General features: G+C 69.7%; 15 protein-coding genes. 10 read left to right on the top strand and 5 right to left on the bottom strand.

Annotated elements, in window-relative coordinates; genetic code table 11:
* Positions 1–4 precede the first annotated feature (4 nt).
* From AB0N78_RS11080 to AB0N78_RS11070, 3 genes are all read right to left on the bottom strand, one after another.
* The gene (locus AB0N78_RS11080; protein ID WP_363389771.1) at positions 5–1,003 is read right to left on the bottom strand and encodes a MoxR family ATPase; all 999 of its coding nucleotides are present in this window, start codon (positions 1,001–1,003) and stop codon (positions 5–7) included.
* A gap of 75 nt (positions 1,004–1,078) precedes the next feature.
* Entirely contained in the window at positions 1,079–1,972 is an 894-nt protein-coding gene (locus AB0N78_RS11075; RefSeq protein ID WP_363389768.1) for an aldo/keto reductase, read from the bottom strand.
* Positions 1,973–2,038: 66 nt separating this feature from the next.
* On the bottom strand, positions 2,039–3,181 hold the full coding sequence (locus AB0N78_RS11070) for a diacylglycerol kinase family protein (RefSeq protein ID WP_363389765.1): 1,143 nt from the start codon (positions 3,179–3,181) through the stop codon (positions 2,039–2,041).
* A gap of 88 nt (positions 3,182–3,269) precedes the next feature.
* Here AB0N78_RS11070 and serS point away from each other — a divergent pair, with 88 nt between their 5' ends.
* The 10 genes from serS (at position 3,270) to AB0N78_RS11020 (ending at position 12,890) form a co-directional block, all read left to right on the top strand.
* Positions 3,270–4,547 (top strand): serine--tRNA ligase, encoded by a 1,278-nt coding sequence (gene serS / locus AB0N78_RS11065; protein WP_363389762.1) that lies wholly within the window; start codon positions 3,270–3,272, stop codon positions 4,545–4,547.
* Positions 4,544–5,362 (top strand): HAD hydrolase family protein, encoded by an 819-nt coding sequence (locus AB0N78_RS11060; RefSeq protein WP_363389759.1) that lies wholly within the window; start codon positions 4,544–4,546, stop codon positions 5,360–5,362. Before serS ends, AB0N78_RS11060 begins: the two co-directional genes overlap by 4 nt.
* 58 nt (positions 5,363–5,420) lie before the next feature.
* On the top strand, positions 5,421–5,648 hold the full coding sequence (locus tag AB0N78_RS11055) for an Arc family DNA-binding protein (RefSeq protein ID WP_363389757.1): 228 nt from the start codon (positions 5,421–5,423) through the stop codon (positions 5,646–5,648).
* Positions 5,645–6,079, top strand: coding sequence for a type II toxin-antitoxin system VapC family toxin (locus AB0N78_RS11050; protein ID WP_363389754.1), 435 nt, complete (start codon positions 5,645–5,647; stop codon positions 6,077–6,079). The genes AB0N78_RS11055 and AB0N78_RS11050 overlap by 4 nt, the downstream gene beginning before the upstream one ends.
* Positions 6,080–6,165: 86 nt before the next feature.
* Positions 6,166–7,185, top strand: coding sequence for a zinc-dependent alcohol dehydrogenase family protein (locus tag AB0N78_RS11045; RefSeq protein WP_363389751.1), 1,020 nt, complete (start codon positions 6,166–6,168; stop codon positions 7,183–7,185).
* A 60-nt stretch (positions 7,186–7,245) separates the two neighbouring features.
* A complete protein-coding gene (locus AB0N78_RS11040) occupies positions 7,246–8,253 on the top strand; it encodes a LacI family DNA-binding transcriptional regulator (protein WP_363389748.1) in 1,008 nt (335 codons plus the stop codon).
* A gap of 190 nt (positions 8,254–8,443) precedes the next feature.
* Positions 8,444–9,835, top strand: a complete 1,392-nt coding sequence (locus tag AB0N78_RS11035; protein WP_363389745.1) for an ABC transporter substrate-binding protein — start codon at positions 8,444–8,446, stop codon at positions 9,833–9,835.
* A gap of 136 nt (positions 9,836–9,971) precedes the next feature.
* Positions 9,972–10,931, top strand: coding sequence for a sugar ABC transporter permease (locus AB0N78_RS11030; protein WP_363389915.1), 960 nt, complete (start codon positions 9,972–9,974; stop codon positions 10,929–10,931).
* Positions 10,931–11,872 carry a carbohydrate ABC transporter permease gene (locus tag AB0N78_RS11025; protein ID WP_363389742.1) on the top strand — a complete coding sequence of 314 codons (942 nt, stop codon included), beginning with the start codon at positions 10,931–10,933 and terminating at the stop codon, positions 11,870–11,872. Before AB0N78_RS11030 ends, AB0N78_RS11025 begins: the two co-directional genes overlap by 1 nt.
* 118 nt (positions 11,873–11,990) lie before the next feature.
* On the top strand, positions 11,991–12,890 hold the full coding sequence (locus AB0N78_RS11020) for an EamA family transporter (RefSeq protein ID WP_363389912.1): 900 nt from the start codon (positions 11,991–11,993) through the stop codon (positions 12,888–12,890).
* A 258-nt stretch (positions 12,891–13,148) separates the two neighbouring features.
* Here the strand turns inward: AB0N78_RS11020 and AB0N78_RS11015 are convergent, their stop codons facing one another.
* Positions 13,149–13,631, bottom strand: coding sequence for a bacterial proteasome activator family protein (locus AB0N78_RS11015; RefSeq protein WP_363389739.1), 483 nt, complete (start codon positions 13,629–13,631; stop codon positions 13,149–13,151).
* A 79-nt stretch (positions 13,632–13,710) separates the two neighbouring features.
* On the bottom strand, positions 13,711–14,694 hold the full coding sequence (locus AB0N78_RS11010) for an NAD(P)H-quinone oxidoreductase (RefSeq protein WP_363389736.1): 984 nt from the start codon (positions 14,692–14,694) through the stop codon (positions 13,711–13,713).
* Positions 14,695–14,789: the final 95 nt, after the last annotated feature.

Here is a 14,789-nt window from a genome sequence, read left to right as displayed (position 1 = left end):
GTCGTCAGGGGGTCGGCACCGCGGCGAAGACCGCGTCGATCAGGCTCTCCGCGCTCACCCCGTCCACCAGCGCGTCGAGGGTGCGGACCAGACGGTGGCGCAGCACCGAGTGCCGCAGCGCCTTCACGTCCTCCGGGATCACGTAGGCCCGCCCGGCCAGCACCGCCAGCGACTGCGCGATCTGCATCAGGGCGATCGAGCCACGGGGGCTGGCACCGACCCGCACATGCCGCTGCAGACCCGGGATCGGGGCGGGCCCGCCACCGCGGGTGGTGGCCACCAGCGCGACGATGTACCGGCGGATCGCGTCATCCACGTACACCCGGCGGGTCAGGTCCTGCAGGAAGCGGACATCGTCCAAGGCCACCGGCGCGCCGGTCATCGGCGCGGACTGGGCGCCGGAGGAGATCCGGCCCAGCACCTCGATCTCCTCCGGGGGTGCCGGGTAGTCCAGCACCTCCTTGAGCAGGAACCGGTCCATCTGGGCCTCGGGTAGCACGTAGGTGCCCTCCTCCTCGATGGGGTTCTGGGTGGCCAACACCACGAACGGTCGGGGCAGCGGGTGCACCTCGCCGCCGATGGAGGTCTGCCGCTCCTGCATCGCCTCCAGCATCGCGGACTGGGTTTTGGCGGAGGAACGGTTGATCTCGTCCAGCAGCACCACATTGGCGTGCACCGGGCCGAGCTGAGTGCTGAACGCCCCGGTGGAGTAGTTGAGGATCTGGGTGCCGACGATGTCATTCGGCATCAGGTCCGGGGTGCACTGGATCCGGTGGAAGCTGCCGGAGATCGACGCGGCGAGCGCCTGCGCGGCAGTGGTCTTGGCCAGACCGGGCACCGACTCCAACAGGATGTGCCCGCCCGCCATGACCGTGCAGAGCAGGGCGGTGCGCAGATTGCGCTGACCGACCACCCGCTGGTCGAAGAAGCTGCCGATCTGCCCCACCAGCACCTGAGCGTGCTGCAGTTCCCGCTCGCTGATCCGGGTGTCGCCGTCGGTCATGGAGGGCCTTCCTGTGTGCCTGCTCGGTGATCGCCGCAGGTCAGTATGTCCTGCGGCGACCACCGAGAGCGCGCATTAGGCGTCCGGGATGGTCCGGTTGAGTAGGGCCGAGGAATCCCTGTGGTCCGGGTCCGGCCCGCTGCGCCGCCCGGCGTCGAGGGCATCGATCCGGGCCAGCTCCTCGGCGGACAGGGTCAGGTCGAGGGTGATGTTCTGCCGGATCCGGTCGGGGTTGGTGGACTTGGGGATCGCCGAGCGGCCCTGCTGGAGGTGCCAGCGCAACATCACCTGAGCGGGTGAGGCCCCGTGGTCGGCGGCGATGGTGTGCAGCTCCGGGTCGTCCATCACCGACTGACGGTCCTCGCCCCAGCCCGGGTAGAAGGTGATGCCGCCGATCGGCGACCACGCCTGGGTGAGAATGCCACGCTCGGCATGTGCCGCCTGCAGTGCCTTCTGCTGGAAGTGCGGGTGCAGCTCCACCTGGTTCAGCGCCGGGACGATGTCGGTGTGCTCGGCCAGCCGGTCCAGATGCGCGACGGTGAAGTTGCTGACGCCGATCGCCCGGACCCGTCCGGCGGCGTAGACCTCCTCCAGTGCCTGGTAGGCGGCGATGGTTCGGTCGAAGTGGTCGGCCAGCGGCTGGTGCAGGATCAGGATGTCGATCACGTCCAGCCCGAGTTTGCCGGTGGCCTTGTCCACGGCGCGCAGGGTCTGGTCGCGGCCGTAGTCGGAGACCCAGACCTTGGTCTCGACGACGATCTCCTCGCGGGGGACTCCGGAGGCGACGATGCCCGCGCCGACCTCGCGCTCGTTGCCGTAGGCCGCGGCGGTGTCCAGGTGGCGGTAGCCGAGGCGCAGCGCGGTCTCCACGGCGGAGGTGGTCTCCTCCGGGGCGCTCTGGAACACGCCCAGGCCGAGGGCAGGCAGGGTGACGCCATTGTTCAGAGTGAGAGTGGGGATGTCGGTCATGGGCTCGACGCTAGGTGGAGGGTGCGGATCGAGGGAGGGCCTGACAGTGCCCCCGAACAACCCGGGTCAGTGTTGGCCGACCCGCACCACCAGGGCGCCCGGGTCCACCCGTGCAGACAACTCGGTGACCTGACCGATCACGTCACCGTCCACCTGCACGTACTCGCCCCCGGCGATGCGGACATGCACCTCACGGGCGCGAGCGTGGTCGATCCGGCCGATCTTGGCAGGCAACTGCGGGTGGACGCCGACGCCCTGGAGCACGACCTCGCCGAAGAGTTGCGCCCATCCGGCCACGCCGCCGCGGGTGTCGATGGCGGCGATGTCCAGCCAACCGTCGTCCAGCTCGGCGTCCGGCAGCAGGGTGATACCGCCGGGCAGTCGGCCACAGTTGCCGATCAGCAGGGAACGCACCCGGGCGGGCTCCTCGGTGCTGTCGTCCAGGGTGACCTGGGTCCGCAGTCGACGACCGTGCAGGTGCTTGATCCCGGCGACGAAGTACGCCACCCAGCCGACCTTGGCCTTGAGGTCGTCATCGGCGTCCGCGACCATCGCAGCATCGAACCCCACCCCGGCGATCACCAGGAAGATGTGGTCGCGGGGGATGTCGGTGTCCTCGGGCAGCTCGTCATTGGCCTCGGCGATGTCGTCGTCGACGTCCGATTCGAACTTCAGGACCCGGAGCCAGCCGACGTCGATGGTCCGGTCGATGCCGTCCAGGGCCAGCTGGAACGCGGCGAGCGGGTCGCCGATCGGGATGTCCAGGTTGCGGGCGAGCAGGTTCCCGGTACCGACCGGGACCAGGCCCATTGGGACGCCGGAGCCGACCAGTGCCTCGGCCACTGCGCGCACCGTGCCGTCGCCACCCAGCGCCACCACGAGGTCGGCACCGCGCTCCACCGCCTGCTTGGCCTGACCGACACCCGGGTCCTCGGGGGTGGTCTCCAACCAGAGCGGTTCGGGCAGGTATTGCTCGGCGCAGAGGCGGCGCAGCTGGGGACGCAGATCCGGCACACCGGTCTTGGACGGGTTCGCCACGAACGCGATCAGCGGCCGGGTCGGTTCCTCGCGTTCCGGCACCGGCGCGGTCACGGTGCCACGGAACGGGGTTCGGGCCGGGAGCGTCGCTCGACGGGTGGCCAGCGCCAGTGTCAGGGCGGAGACCGCCACGAGCAGTGCGGCGACGGCTAGCCATCCCTCCCAGGTCATGACAGCAGAATCTACGCACATCCGACGGCTTCCGCCCAGGACTGTGGATAACGGGTGGCTCGGTCGCCGCGCTGGGTACGCTCGTCCGGTGATCGATCTCAAGCTGCTGCGCCAGGACCCCGACGTCGTACGAGCGAGCCAGGTGGCCCGCGGTGACGACCCGGGGCTGGTTGACCAGGTGCTGGATGCGGATGCGCGTCGCCGTGCCGCCCTGACCGACTTCGAGAACAAGCGGGCCGAGCAGAAGTCCCTCGGCAAGCTGGTCGCCTCCGCGCAGGGCGAGGAGAAGCAGGAGCTGCTGTCCCGCGCGAAGACCCTGGCCGAGCAGGTCAAGGCGTTGCAGGCCGACGCCGATGCGGCCGAGACCGAGGCGAATGAGCTGTCCCGCCGGATCGGCAACATCGTCGCCGAGGGTGTGCCCGCCGGCGGCGAGGACGACTATGTGGTGCTCCGGCACGAGGGCACGGTGCCCGAGTTCGACTTCCGGGTGCGCGACCACCTGGAGCTGGGCGAGGGGCTGTCCGCCATCGACACCGAGCGCGGGGCGAAGGTCTCCGGCGCGCGGTTCTACTACCTGACCGGAATCGGTGCCCGCCTGGAGCTGGCCCTGCTGAACGCCGCCGTCGACCGGGCGCTCGCGGTGGGTTTCACCCCGGTGATCACCCCGACCCTGGTCAAGCCGGAGATCATGGCGGGCACCGGGTTCCTCGGCGCGCACGCGGACGAGATCTACCGGCTGGAGGCCGACGACCTGTACCTGGTCGGCACCAGTGAGGTGGCGCTCGCGGGCTACCACTCGGGGGAGATCCTCGACCTGTCCGACGGTCCGAAGCGCTACGCCGGGTGGTCGGCCTGTTACCGCCGGGAGGCCGGGTCCTACGGCAAGGACACCCGCGGCATCATCCGGGTGCACCAGTTCCACAAGGTGGAGGCGTTCAGCTACACCACCGTTGAGGACGCCGCAGCCGAGCACCAGCGGATCCTCGGGTGGGAAGAAGAGATGCTCGGGCTGGCCGAGTTGCCCTACCGGGTGATCGACACCGCGGCGGGCGACCTGGGCTCCAGCGCCGCCCGCAAGTTCGACTGCGAGGCGTGGCTGCCCAGCCAGCAGCGCTACCTGGAGCTGACCAGCACCTCCAACTGCACCACCTTCCAGGCACGTCGACTCGGTGTCCGCGAGCGCACCGCCGACGGTGAGGTCCGTCCGGTCGCCACCCTGAACGGCACGCTGGCCACCACCCGCTGGATCGTGGCCATCCTGGAGAACCACCAGCAGGCCGACGGCTCGGTGCGGGTGCCCGAGGGTCTGCGTCCCTACCTCGGCGGCCTGGAGCTGCTCGAGCCCACCGGAGGAGCATCGCGATGACCCACCCGCGCACCGTGGCCGGAACCCTGGTCGCCCTGGATGTCGACGGCACGTTGATGACCTACGACGGGGTGATCTCCGACGCGGTGCGTGAGTCCATCACGGCCCTGCGGGACGGTGGCGCCCACGTGGTGCTGGCCACCGGACGCGGGGTGCGCGCCACGGTGCCGGTCGCCCATGACCTGGGGCTGACCACCGGGTGGGCGATCTCCTCCAACGGTGCGGTGACCGTGCGGCTCGATCCCGAGCTGGACGACGGCTACGAGGTGACCCGGCTGACCACCTTCGACCCCGAGCCGGCGCTGCGGGTGTTGCAGATGGAACTCCCGGACGCGTTCTTCGCGGTGGAGGACCTGGGCCGCGGATTCCAGGTGACCCGCCCGTTCCCCGAGGGGGAGCTGACCGGTGACCAGCGGGTCTGTGACTTCGAGGAGCTGGTGTCCCGCCCGGCGACCCGAGTTGTGGTCCGCGACCCGGGCCGGACCCCGGAGGAGTTCCGCGAGCTGGTGCGCCGGGTCGGTCTGCACCAGGTCTCCTATGCGGTGGGCTGGTCGGCCTGGCTGGACCTGACCCCGGGCGGGGTGAACAAGGGCTCGGCGCTGGAGGACTTGCGTCGGGACCTCGGTGTGGAACCCTTCGCGACAGTGGCGGTCGGTGACGGGTCGAACGACGTGGAGATGCTCGACTGGGCGGCGCGCGGTGTGGCGATGGGCCACGCGGGCGACGACGTGCGGGCAGCGGCGGACGAGGTCACCGGGACCATCGAGGACGACGGGCTGGTCGACGTGCTGCGGTCGGTGCTGGCCGAGGGATGACCCTGGTGTCGCCCTCTTCGCCTCCGATATCATCGAGGTGATATCGGAGGTGATGGCAGTGGAGCAGCTGCTGATCAGGAATCTGCCGGGTGGCACCAAGGCCAAGTTGAAGGATCTGGCCCGACGTCATGACCGGTCGATGGAGGCTGAAGCGCGAGCCATCGTCGAACGTGCGCTCGAGCAGGACAGGGTCACGATGGTGGACCTGCTGGCGATGGACGGTGGCGAGTCGATCGAGTTCGAGCCCGGTCGCCTGGGCTTGACCGGTCGCCCGGTGGACCTATGAGCTTTGTCCTGGACACGAATGTGGTGTCGGCGCTGAGGGTGCCGGCCCGCAACCCGGACGTGGCCGGTCGGATCGCGAAGATCCCGGTGGCCGACCTCGCCGTGGCTGCACTCACTGTTGCGGAGATCGAACGCGGGATCTACGGCATCGAACGCACCGACGCCGCCCAGGGTGCTGCGCTGCGGCACTGGTTCACTCAGTCGGTGCTGCCCGCGTTCTCCGGTCGGGTGCTGCCCTTCACACTGAGCGCCGCCCGGATTCTCGCTGGCTACCGGGTGCCGGAACGCGCGCCCTATGACGATGCGCTGATCGCGGCGACCGCCCAAGCACACGGGATGACCGTCGTCACGCGCAATGTCCGGCACTTCGCCCCGCTCGGGATTCGGGTCATCGATCCGTGGACCGAGGACCTGCTGCCGGCGGGGTCCTGACCGGGGGGTAGTGACCGGGCCTCCCACAGAGGGCTCGCCGCTCCTACCGTCGTTGCTGAAGTCATCGACGAGCAAGGAGCAAGCACGTGCGCGGAGTAGTGATGCACGCCCCCGGCGACGTCCGGGTCGAGGAGCGGGAAGACCCGCGGATCGAGGAGCCCACCGACGCGATCATCCGGCTGACTGCCACCTGCATCTGCGGGTCGGACCTGTGGCCGTACCGCGGTGCGGAGCATGTCGATCACGCCCCGATGGGACACGAGTACGTCGGGGTCGTGGAGGAGATCGGGCCGCAGGTGCGCGACGTCAAGGTCGGCGACTTTGTGGTCGGGTCGTTCTGGTCCTCGGACAACACCTGTGAGATCTGCCAGGCCGGGTACCAGGCCTACTGCGTGCACCGGACCCTGATGGGGCTGATCGGCACGCAGGCGGAGAAGGCGCGTATCCCGCTGGCGGACGGCACGTTGGTGGCGACGCCGGGGATGCCGAGCGCGGATCTGATCCCGTCGTTCCTGGCGGCCTCCGACGTGCTGGGCACTGGCTGGTTCGCCGCGGTGGCCGCCGAGGCCGGGCCGGGCAAGACCGTGGCCGTGGTCGGTGACGGCGCGGTCGGACTGTGTGGGGTGCTGGCGGCGCGGGAGCTGGGCGCGGAGCGGATCATCGCGTTCAGTCGGCACGCGGACCGGCAGGCGCTGGCTCGGGAGTTCGGCGCCACGGACATTGTCACCGAGCGCGGCGAGGCGGGGGCGGCCCGGATCACGGAGCTGACCGGCGGTCTCGGTGCGCACTCGGTGATCGAGGCAGTGGGCACCCAGGAGGCGATGATGCAGGCCATCGCGTCCACCCGGGCCGGTGGGCACATCGGATTCGTGGGGGTGTCGCACGAGGTCGCGATCCCCGGTGACGTGCTGTTCGGTGCCGGGGTGCACCTGCATGGCGGACCGGCACCGGTGCGGCGCTTCCTCCCGGACCTGGTGCAGCGGATCTGGGACCGCCAGATCGACCCGGGCCGGGTCTTCGACCTGGTGCTGCCGCTGGAGGAGGCTGCCGCGGGGTATCGGGCGATGGACGAGCGCCGAGCGACCAAGGTGATGTTGACCCTCTGAACTCGGGGGCAGCACCCATCCGGTGGACCCCGCCCCGCCCGGCGATGCAGAATCGCGGCCATGGCGCACGGCATCGTCGACGTGGCCCGGGCGGCGGGGGTCTCCACCGCGACGGTCTCCCGAGCCCTGCGCGGATTGCCGAATGTCACCGAGTCGACCCGCGAGCGGGTGCGGCGGGTGGCCGAGGAACTGGGCTATGTGGCCTCGCCCTCGGCCTCGTCCTTGGCCAGTGGTCAGACCCGGACCATTGGGCTGCTGACTCCGTGGGTGTCGCAGTGGTTCTTCGCTCATGTGTTGGAGGGGGCGGAGCGTGCGTTGCGGGCCGAGGGCTTCAACGCGCTGCTGCACACCTTCGAGGTGGCGCACCGTCCGCGCAGGGTGGAACTGGACCCGGGGACGTTACGCCGTCGGGTGGACGGGGTGCTGGTCGTCGGGCTGCCGCTGGAACGAGCGGAGATCGCCGGACTCGATGCGCTCGGCTATCCGCTGGTGTTCGTCGGGCCGGGCACGCCGGGGCATGCGGTGGTCGGTCTGGACGACGAGGACGTTGCCGAGCAGGCGGTGGCGCATCTGACCGGGCTGGGGCACCGGGTGATCGGGCACATTTCCGGGGAGCCGGATGACGTGTTGGCCTGGTCGCCGGGGGTGCGGCGCGAGCGCGGGTGGCGCGCGTCGATGCGCCGCCGTGGTTTGCCGACCGACCCGGGGTTGACCGCGCATGAGGGCTTCGATGTGGCTGGCGGCCGCGCGTCGGTGCACCGGCTGCTGGACGCTCGGCCGGATATCACTGCGGTGTTCGCTGCCTCGGATGAGATGGCCCTGGGCGCGGTGCTCGGCTGTCGGGATCGAGGGCTGCGGGTGCCGGAGGATGTCTCGGTGATCGGGGTGGACGGGATCGAAATCGGTGAGCACCTCGGGCTGACCACCCTGGTGCAGGACCCGGGTGACCAGGGGGCGACGGCGGCCACAATGCTGCTGGAACTGATCACCGGCGCTCCGGTGCCCTCCGAGGTGGTGTTCGAGGCGACGCTGGTGGAGCGGGGCTCGACGGCACCACCACGGGACTGAGTTCACCCGCTCGGTCGCATCCGTCCGCGGGGCGAAACGCCTGGTCCGCCCAGAACGACCCCGCGTGACCGAATCGTGACGCTGAAATCGTCGCAACCGCTTGTGCGCGAGCCGTGTAAACGCTTGCATGAACCCCATCACGCCGGGCAACGAGGTTCGGCGAGCACCACGAGGATGTGGGAGGACGAGGATGACCAGCATCCGTCGGCACCGCAAGAGTGCCGTCATCGCCGGAGGGCTCGGCGTCGCGCTGGCCCTGGCGGCCTGTTCCAGCGACGGCGACTCCGGAAGCGACGACACCGCGAGCGGCGGGTCGACCACTACGGACTGCGCCGACTTCGAGCAGTACGGCGACCTGTCCGGCAAGACCGTGACCGTGTACTCGGGCATCGTTGCACCGGAGGACGAGCCGTACGTCGAGTCGTACAAGCCGTTCGAGGAGTGCACCGGGGCCACCATCGAGTACACCTCGGACAAGAACTTCGAGCAGCAGATCCTGGTGCAGGCCCAGGCGGGCAGTGCACCGGACATCGCCATCGTGCCGCAGCCGGGTCTGCTCCAGCAGCTGGTCGCCACGGGCAAGGCCGTCGCCGCACCGGAGGATGTCGCCGCGAACGTCGACGAGTTCTGGGGTGAGGACTGGAAGGCCTACGGCACCGTCGACGGCACGTTCTACGCCGCTCCGTCGGGTGCCAGCGTGAAGTCGCTGGTCTGGTACAACCCGCAGATCTTCGAGGCGAACGGCTGGGAGGTGCCGACCACCCTGGACGAGCTGTCCGAGCTGACCGCCACCATCTCCGACACCGGGCAGAAGCCCTGGTGCGCCGGCATCGCGTCGGGTGAGGCCACCGGCTGGCCGCTCACCGACTGGATGGAGGACATGGTCCTGCGCGTGCCCAGCGGTGGCCCCGAGGTCTACGACCAGTGGGTCAACCACGAGGTCGCCTTCAACTCCGAGGCCCCGACCGAGGCCCTGGACGCGGTCGGTGACTACCTGAAGAACCCGGACTACGTGAACGCCGGCTTCGGTGACGTGAACTCCATCGCCACCACCACCTTCCAGGACGCCGGGCTTGGTATCCCGCAGGGCACCTGCTTCCTGCACCGGATGGCCTCGTTCTACGCGTCTAACTTCCCGACCGACGGTTCGGTGACCGTCGCCGAGGACGGCAACGCCTTCGCGTTCTACCTGCCGGGTGAGACCGCGGACGACAAGCCGGTGCTCGGTGGTGGCGAGTTCAACCTCGCGTTCTCCGACCGCCCCGAGGTGCAGGCGTTCCAGACCTACCTGTCCACGGACACCTGGGCGAACAACAAGGCCATCGCCTCCTCGGACATCACCTCCGGTGGCTGGATCACCGCGAACAAGGGGCTGGACACTGCGAACCTGGTGAACCCGATCGACAAGCTGTCGGCGGAGATCCTCCAGGACCCGAACACGGTCTTCCGCTTCGACGGGTCGGACATGATGCCGGCCGCCGTCGGGTCGAACGCGTTCTGGAAGCAGGCGACCAACTGGATCACCGGCCAGTCCACCACGGACACGCTGGACAAGATCGAGGCGGCCTGGCCGGCCTCCTGATCTGACCGAGGTTCGGCCCGGGTGCTCACCCAGCACCCGGGCCGAACCTCACTCCACCTGTCACAGCGTCGTCCCGGGAGGGCCCGTGCATCTGGCTGTCTCCGCCGCCACCACCACGAGCGGCAAGCTCCTCACCATGGTGATCGCCCTGCTCGCCTTCGCGGCAGTGGTCGGCATCATCCTGTTCCTGGCCGGTCTGGCCGAGCGGCGTGGTCGCCGCAACGTCGCCTGGCTGTTCCTCGCCCCGACCGTGGTCCTGTTGCTGGTCGGGCTGGTGTACCCGGCCGGGCGCACCGTCGTCCGCTCGCTCTACGACGCGGCCGGATCGCAGTTCATCGGGCTCAGCAACTACCTGACGATCTTCAGTTCCGACGAGCAGTTGGTCGTGCTGCGCAACACCGTGCTCTGGGTGCTGGTGACGCCGTTCATCGCCACCATCATCGGCCTGATCTACGCGATCCTGGTCGACGGGGCGCGCGGGGAATCCTTCGCCAAGGCGCTGATCTTCCTGCCGATGGCGATCTCGTTCGTCGGGGCGTCGATCATCTGGAAGTTCGTCTACGAGTACCGCGACCACATCGAGAACCTGCTGCCAGGCCAACAACAGATCCCGCAGATCGGTCTGCTCAATCAGGTGATCGTCTGGTTGGGCGGGTCACCACAACAGTTCCTGATCAACTCGCCGTGGAACACGTTCTTCCTGATCGTGGTGATGATCTGGATCCAGGCCGGATTCGCGATGACCATCCTGTCCGCGTCGATCAAGGCGATCCCGGCGGAGATGACCGAGGCCGCACGGCTGGACGGGGTGAGCGCCTTCGAGATGTTCCGCTTCATCACCCTGCCGGCGATCCGGCCGACCATCGTGGTGGTGCTGACCACCATCGCCATCGGCTGCCTGAAGGTCTTCGACATCATCCGGACGATGACCGGTGGCTCCTTCGGTACCAGCGTGGTGGCGAACGAGTTCTACACCCAGTCCTTCTCCGCCGGTAACCAGGGTCTGGGTGCGGCGCTGGCCGTGCTGCTGTTCATCCTGGTGGTGCCGATCATCGTGTACAACGTCCGCCAGCTGCGTGCATCGGAGGCCCACTGATGGCCCAGCTCTCCGTTCCCGTCATCCCGGCCGACCCGGGCGTCGACACCGGCTCCGGCCGTCGTCGTCGCCGTGGCGGTGGCTCGGTCGCCGCGACCGCGCGCAAGCGGCTCACCTCCCCGTGGGCGTCACTGGCCGCAGTGGTGCTCGCCGTGCTGTGGACACTGCCGACCTTCGGTCTGCTGGTCACGTCCTTCCGGCCCGAGGCGGACATCAAGAACTCCGGTTGGTGGACGGTGTTCACCAACCCGAGCTTCACCCTGGACAACTACCAGGCGGTGCTCGGCTCCACCGGCCAAGACAACCTGGCGCCGTACTTCATCAACTCCATCGCGATCACACTGCCCGCCGTGCTGGCACCGCTGCTGATCGCCGCGCTGGCCGCCTACGCCTTCGCGTGGATGAAGTTCCCGGGCAAGAACACCCTGTTCGTCGCGGTGTTCGCGCTCCAGGTGGTGCCGTTGCAGGTCACCCTGCTCCCGCTGCTGGAGCTGTGGGTCGACATGGGCATCAACCGGACGTTCTGGCCGATCTGGTTGGCGCACACCATGTTCGCCCTGCCGTTGGCGGTGTTCCTGCTGCACAACTTCATGCGGGAGATCCCCGGTGAACTGATCGAGGCCGCCCGGGTGGACGGTGCCGGGCACGTCACGATCTTCTTCCGGCTGATGCTGCCGATGCTCAAGCCCGCGCTGGCGGCCTTCGGCATCTACCAGTTCCTCTGGGTGTGGAACGACCTGCTGGTCGGACTCACCTTCGGTGGACAGCCGAACGTCAACCCGTTGACCGTGGCGCTGTTCAACCTGACCGGCACCCGCGGCACGGCCTGGCACCTGCTGTCCGCCGGGGCGTTCGTGTCGATCATCGTGCCGGTGATCGTGTTCGTGGCGTTGCAGCGGTACTTCGTGCGAGGGCTGCTGGCGGGGTCGGTCAAGGGCTGACGACCTCCCGGATCGGCCCTGGCACTCCGCGGTGGGTGCCGGGGCCGACCTGTGCCCGGGCGAGGGGCGGCGCGGGTCATCGCCCACCTACGCTGACCGGGTGACCAACCGCGCCAGCATCCCCGCGCCGGTGCTGTTCGTCCTGTCCGGCCTGACCCAGTACGCCGGTGCGGCACTGGCGGTGGGCCTGTTCGTCCAGGTGGCCGCGCCGACGGTGGCGTGGTTGCGGATCGCGGTGTCGGCGGTGGTGCTGCTCGCATGGCGTCGTCCATGGCGTGCGCGCTGGACCGGGCGGAGTCTGGGGACGGCGGCGCTGTTCGGCGTGGTGCTGGCGGCGATGAACGTGTCGTTCTATCTGGCGATCGATGTGCTGCCGTTGGGGACCGCGGTGGCGATCGAGTTCCTGGGCCCGGTGGCGGTGGCGGCGATCACCGGGCGTGGCTGGCGGGAACGGCTGGGCATCCTGGTGGCGGGGCTCGGTGTGGTGGCGTTGGCGGGGGTGCAGCGGGGCACGGGAGAGGATCCGCGGGTGCTGCACGGGCTGGTGGCGATCGGCGCGGCGGCGGTGTTCTGGGCGGGGTACATCATGCTCGGGCGTCGAGTGGCGGTCGGTGCCGCGCGGGCAGGCGGTCGTGAGGGACCGGGCAGTGGGTCGGCGCAGGTGCGGCCCGCGCCGGACGGTCTGGCCTCGCTGGCGGTCGGGATGGTTGCGGGTGCGCTGGTCGGCGCGCCGTTCTTGGCGGCAGGGGCGACTCCGGTGCTGCACGACCCGGCCCTGGCAGCCGCGGTGCTGGGGATCGCCGTGCTGTCGTCGGTGGTGCCCTATGCCATCGAGCAGGTGGTGCTGCGTCGGGTGAGCGCGGCGAGCTTCGCGGTGCTGCTCGCCCTGCTGCCGGCGACGGCGACCGCGGTGGGGGCGGTGGCGTTGCGTCAGTGGCCGCATGGCTGGGAGGTGCTCGGGCTGGCCTGTGTCTCGGCGGCGATCGTGCTGACCTCACGCCCCGGTATGCGGCGCTGACCGCCTACTTCGCATACATATGCCGCCTACGGAGCATCTAGCTACTGCTCTATGACGCTTCGATCACTCACTGCCACCGTGTCGATTCCACTCACAATGGCGGCGGACGAGGCAAGATCGTCCCAGTCCGCAGGGATGGGACGGGCGCTGACAACCTCCACTCTCCCGATGACCGGACACCGCGCTCACAAGGCGCGTTCGCGCCACCGGGGGCGCAGGGCATGACGCTGACGCCCCGCCCCCGGTGAGCCGCTCCCCTCAGAGGTACTGGCCTGGGCCCGACCCAGGATTCTGCTGCGTGCCGGGCAGGGCACGGCGCATCTGGGTCAGCTGTGATTGCGCCGCCATCTGCTGGGCGACCAGCGCGGTCTGGATGCCGTGGAACAGCCCCTCCAACCATCCGACCAGCTGCGCCTGCGCGATCCGGAGCTCGGCGTCCGACGGGGTCTGCTCGTCGCCGAACGGCAGGGTGATCCGGTGCAGTTCCTCGACCAGGTCGGGGGACAGGCCGTCCTCCAGCTCGGTCAGCGACCGCTCGTGCACCTCGGCCAGCCGGGCACGGGCGGCCTCGTCCAACGGAGCGGAGCGGACCTCGTCGAGCAGCTGCTTGATCATGGTGCCGATCCGCATCACCTTCGCGGGTTGATCGATCTGCACGACCGGGTCCTGGTCGTCGACAGGGACAGGGGCGTCACCGGGCAGGACGATCCGCGGTCGGTCGGGGCTGCGGTCTTCGGTCATGCCCCGATGCTGCCCCGGACTGGTCGACCGCGCGCGGCCAGGTCGTCCCGCGGTGCGGCGGCTCGGGGCGTCGGTGCGGTCAGGGCACCAGCAGGACCTTGCCGAACACCTCGCCCGAGTCCATCAGCCGGTGCGCTTCCGGGGCCTGATCGAGCGGCAGCAGGGCATGGATCACCGGGCGGACCCGTCCGGCGGCGAGCAGCGGCCACACGTGCTCGGCGACACCGGCGACCACGCGGGCCTTCTCCTGCGGGGACCGCCCACGCAGGGTCGAGCCGGTGACGTAGGCGCGCTTGGCCATCAGCCGGGCCAGGTCGAGGGTGCCGCGGGAGCCGCGTTGCGTGCCGATCACCACCAACCGCCCACCGGTGGCCAGACAGTCGAGGTTGACCTCCAGGCCGCCCGCACCCAGTACATCCAGCACGACGTCGACCCCGCGCCCGTCGGTGGCCTCATGCACGGCGGCGGCGACATCCTGACCACGGTGGTCGATCACCACATCCGCGCCCAGCTGCCGACACCGATCCGCGCGCTCCGGGCCACCGGCGGTGGTCAGCACCCGCACCCCCAACGCCGCGGCGATCTGCACCGCCACCGAACCGACACCGCCGGAGCCGCCCTGCACCAACACCGTCTGACCGGGGGTCATGCCACCGGAGTCGATCAGATTGGTCCAGGCTGTGCAGGCGGCCTCCGGCAGACCGGCGACAGCGATCAGGTCGATCCCGGCGGGGACCGGAAGTGTCTGCGCGGCCGGGACGGTCACCAGCTCGGCGTAGCCGCCACCGCCCAGCAGTGCCGCCACCGCGAGCCCGTCGGGCCAGCGGTCGCCATCAACACCGGCACCCCGTCCGACCACGGTTCCGGATACTTCTAGGCCCGGCCACAGGGGCGCACCTGGCGGCGGCGGATAGTGCCCCTGCCGTTGCAGCAGATCCGCGCGGTTGACCCCGGCGGCGGCTACCCGGATCAGGAGCTCACCGGGCCCCGGCACCGGATCGGGCTGCTCGCCCGCCACCAGAGCCTGCGGACCGCCGGGTTCATTCACCTGCATCACGCGCATTCGTCGAGGGTACGCACGGATGAATCCACGCGGAGGGCTCATGTCGGCCCGCCGATCGGCCGATGGGCTGGGAACGGGTGTCCTGGCGACGCCCG

Origin of the sequence: Cellulomonas sp. NPDC089187 (assembly GCF_040685135.1) — a bacterium.
Classification (GTDB): Bacteria; Actinomycetota; Actinomycetes; order Actinomycetales; family Cellulomonadaceae; genus Cellulomonas.
The sequence above is the reverse complement of the archived record's forward strand: the minus strand, read 5'-3'. Positions and strand labels throughout refer to the sequence as shown.

What these genes read in the sequence shown, in the direction of transcription:
- AB0N78_RS11015 (WP_363389739.1), bottom strand. Translation starts at nt 13,631, where the DNA reads ATGACCGAAGACCGCAGCCCCGACCGACCGCGGATCGTCCTGCCCGGT.
- AB0N78_RS11030 (WP_363389915.1), top strand. Translation starts at nt 9,972, where the DNA reads ATGGTGATCGCCCTGCTCGCCTTCGCGGCAGTGGTCGGCATCATCCTG.
- AB0N78_RS11040 (WP_363389748.1), top strand. Translation starts at nt 7,246, where the DNA reads ATGGCGCACGGCATCGTCGACGTGGCCCGGGCGGCGGGGGTCTCCACC.
- AB0N78_RS11050 (WP_363389754.1), top strand. Translation starts at nt 5,645, where the DNA reads ATGAGCTTTGTCCTGGACACGAATGTGGTGTCGGCGCTGAGGGTGCCG.
- AB0N78_RS11060 (WP_363389759.1), top strand. Translation starts at nt 4,544, where the DNA reads ATGACCCACCCGCGCACCGTGGCCGGAACCCTGGTCGCCCTGGATGTC.
- AB0N78_RS11075 (WP_363389768.1), bottom strand. Translation starts at nt 1,972, where the DNA reads ATGACCGACATCCCCACTCTCACTCTGAACAATGGCGTCACCCTGCCT.
- AB0N78_RS11080 (WP_363389771.1), bottom strand. Translation starts at nt 1,003, where the DNA reads ATGACCGACGGCGACACCCGGATCAGCGAGCGGGAACTGCAGCACGCT.
- AB0N78_RS11025 (WP_363389742.1), top strand. Translation starts at nt 10,931, where the DNA reads ATGGCCCAGCTCTCCGTTCCCGTCATCCCGGCCGACCCGGGCGTCGAC.
- AB0N78_RS11010 (WP_363389736.1), bottom strand. Translation starts at nt 14,694, where the DNA reads ATGCGCGTGATGCAGGTGAATGAACCCGGCGGTCCGCAGGCTCTGGTG.
- AB0N78_RS11035 (WP_363389745.1), top strand. Translation starts at nt 8,444, where the DNA reads ATGACCAGCATCCGTCGGCACCGCAAGAGTGCCGTCATCGCCGGAGGG.
- AB0N78_RS11070 (WP_363389765.1), bottom strand. Translation starts at nt 3,181, where the DNA reads ATGACCTGGGAGGGATGGCTAGCCGTCGCCGCACTGCTCGTGGCGGTC.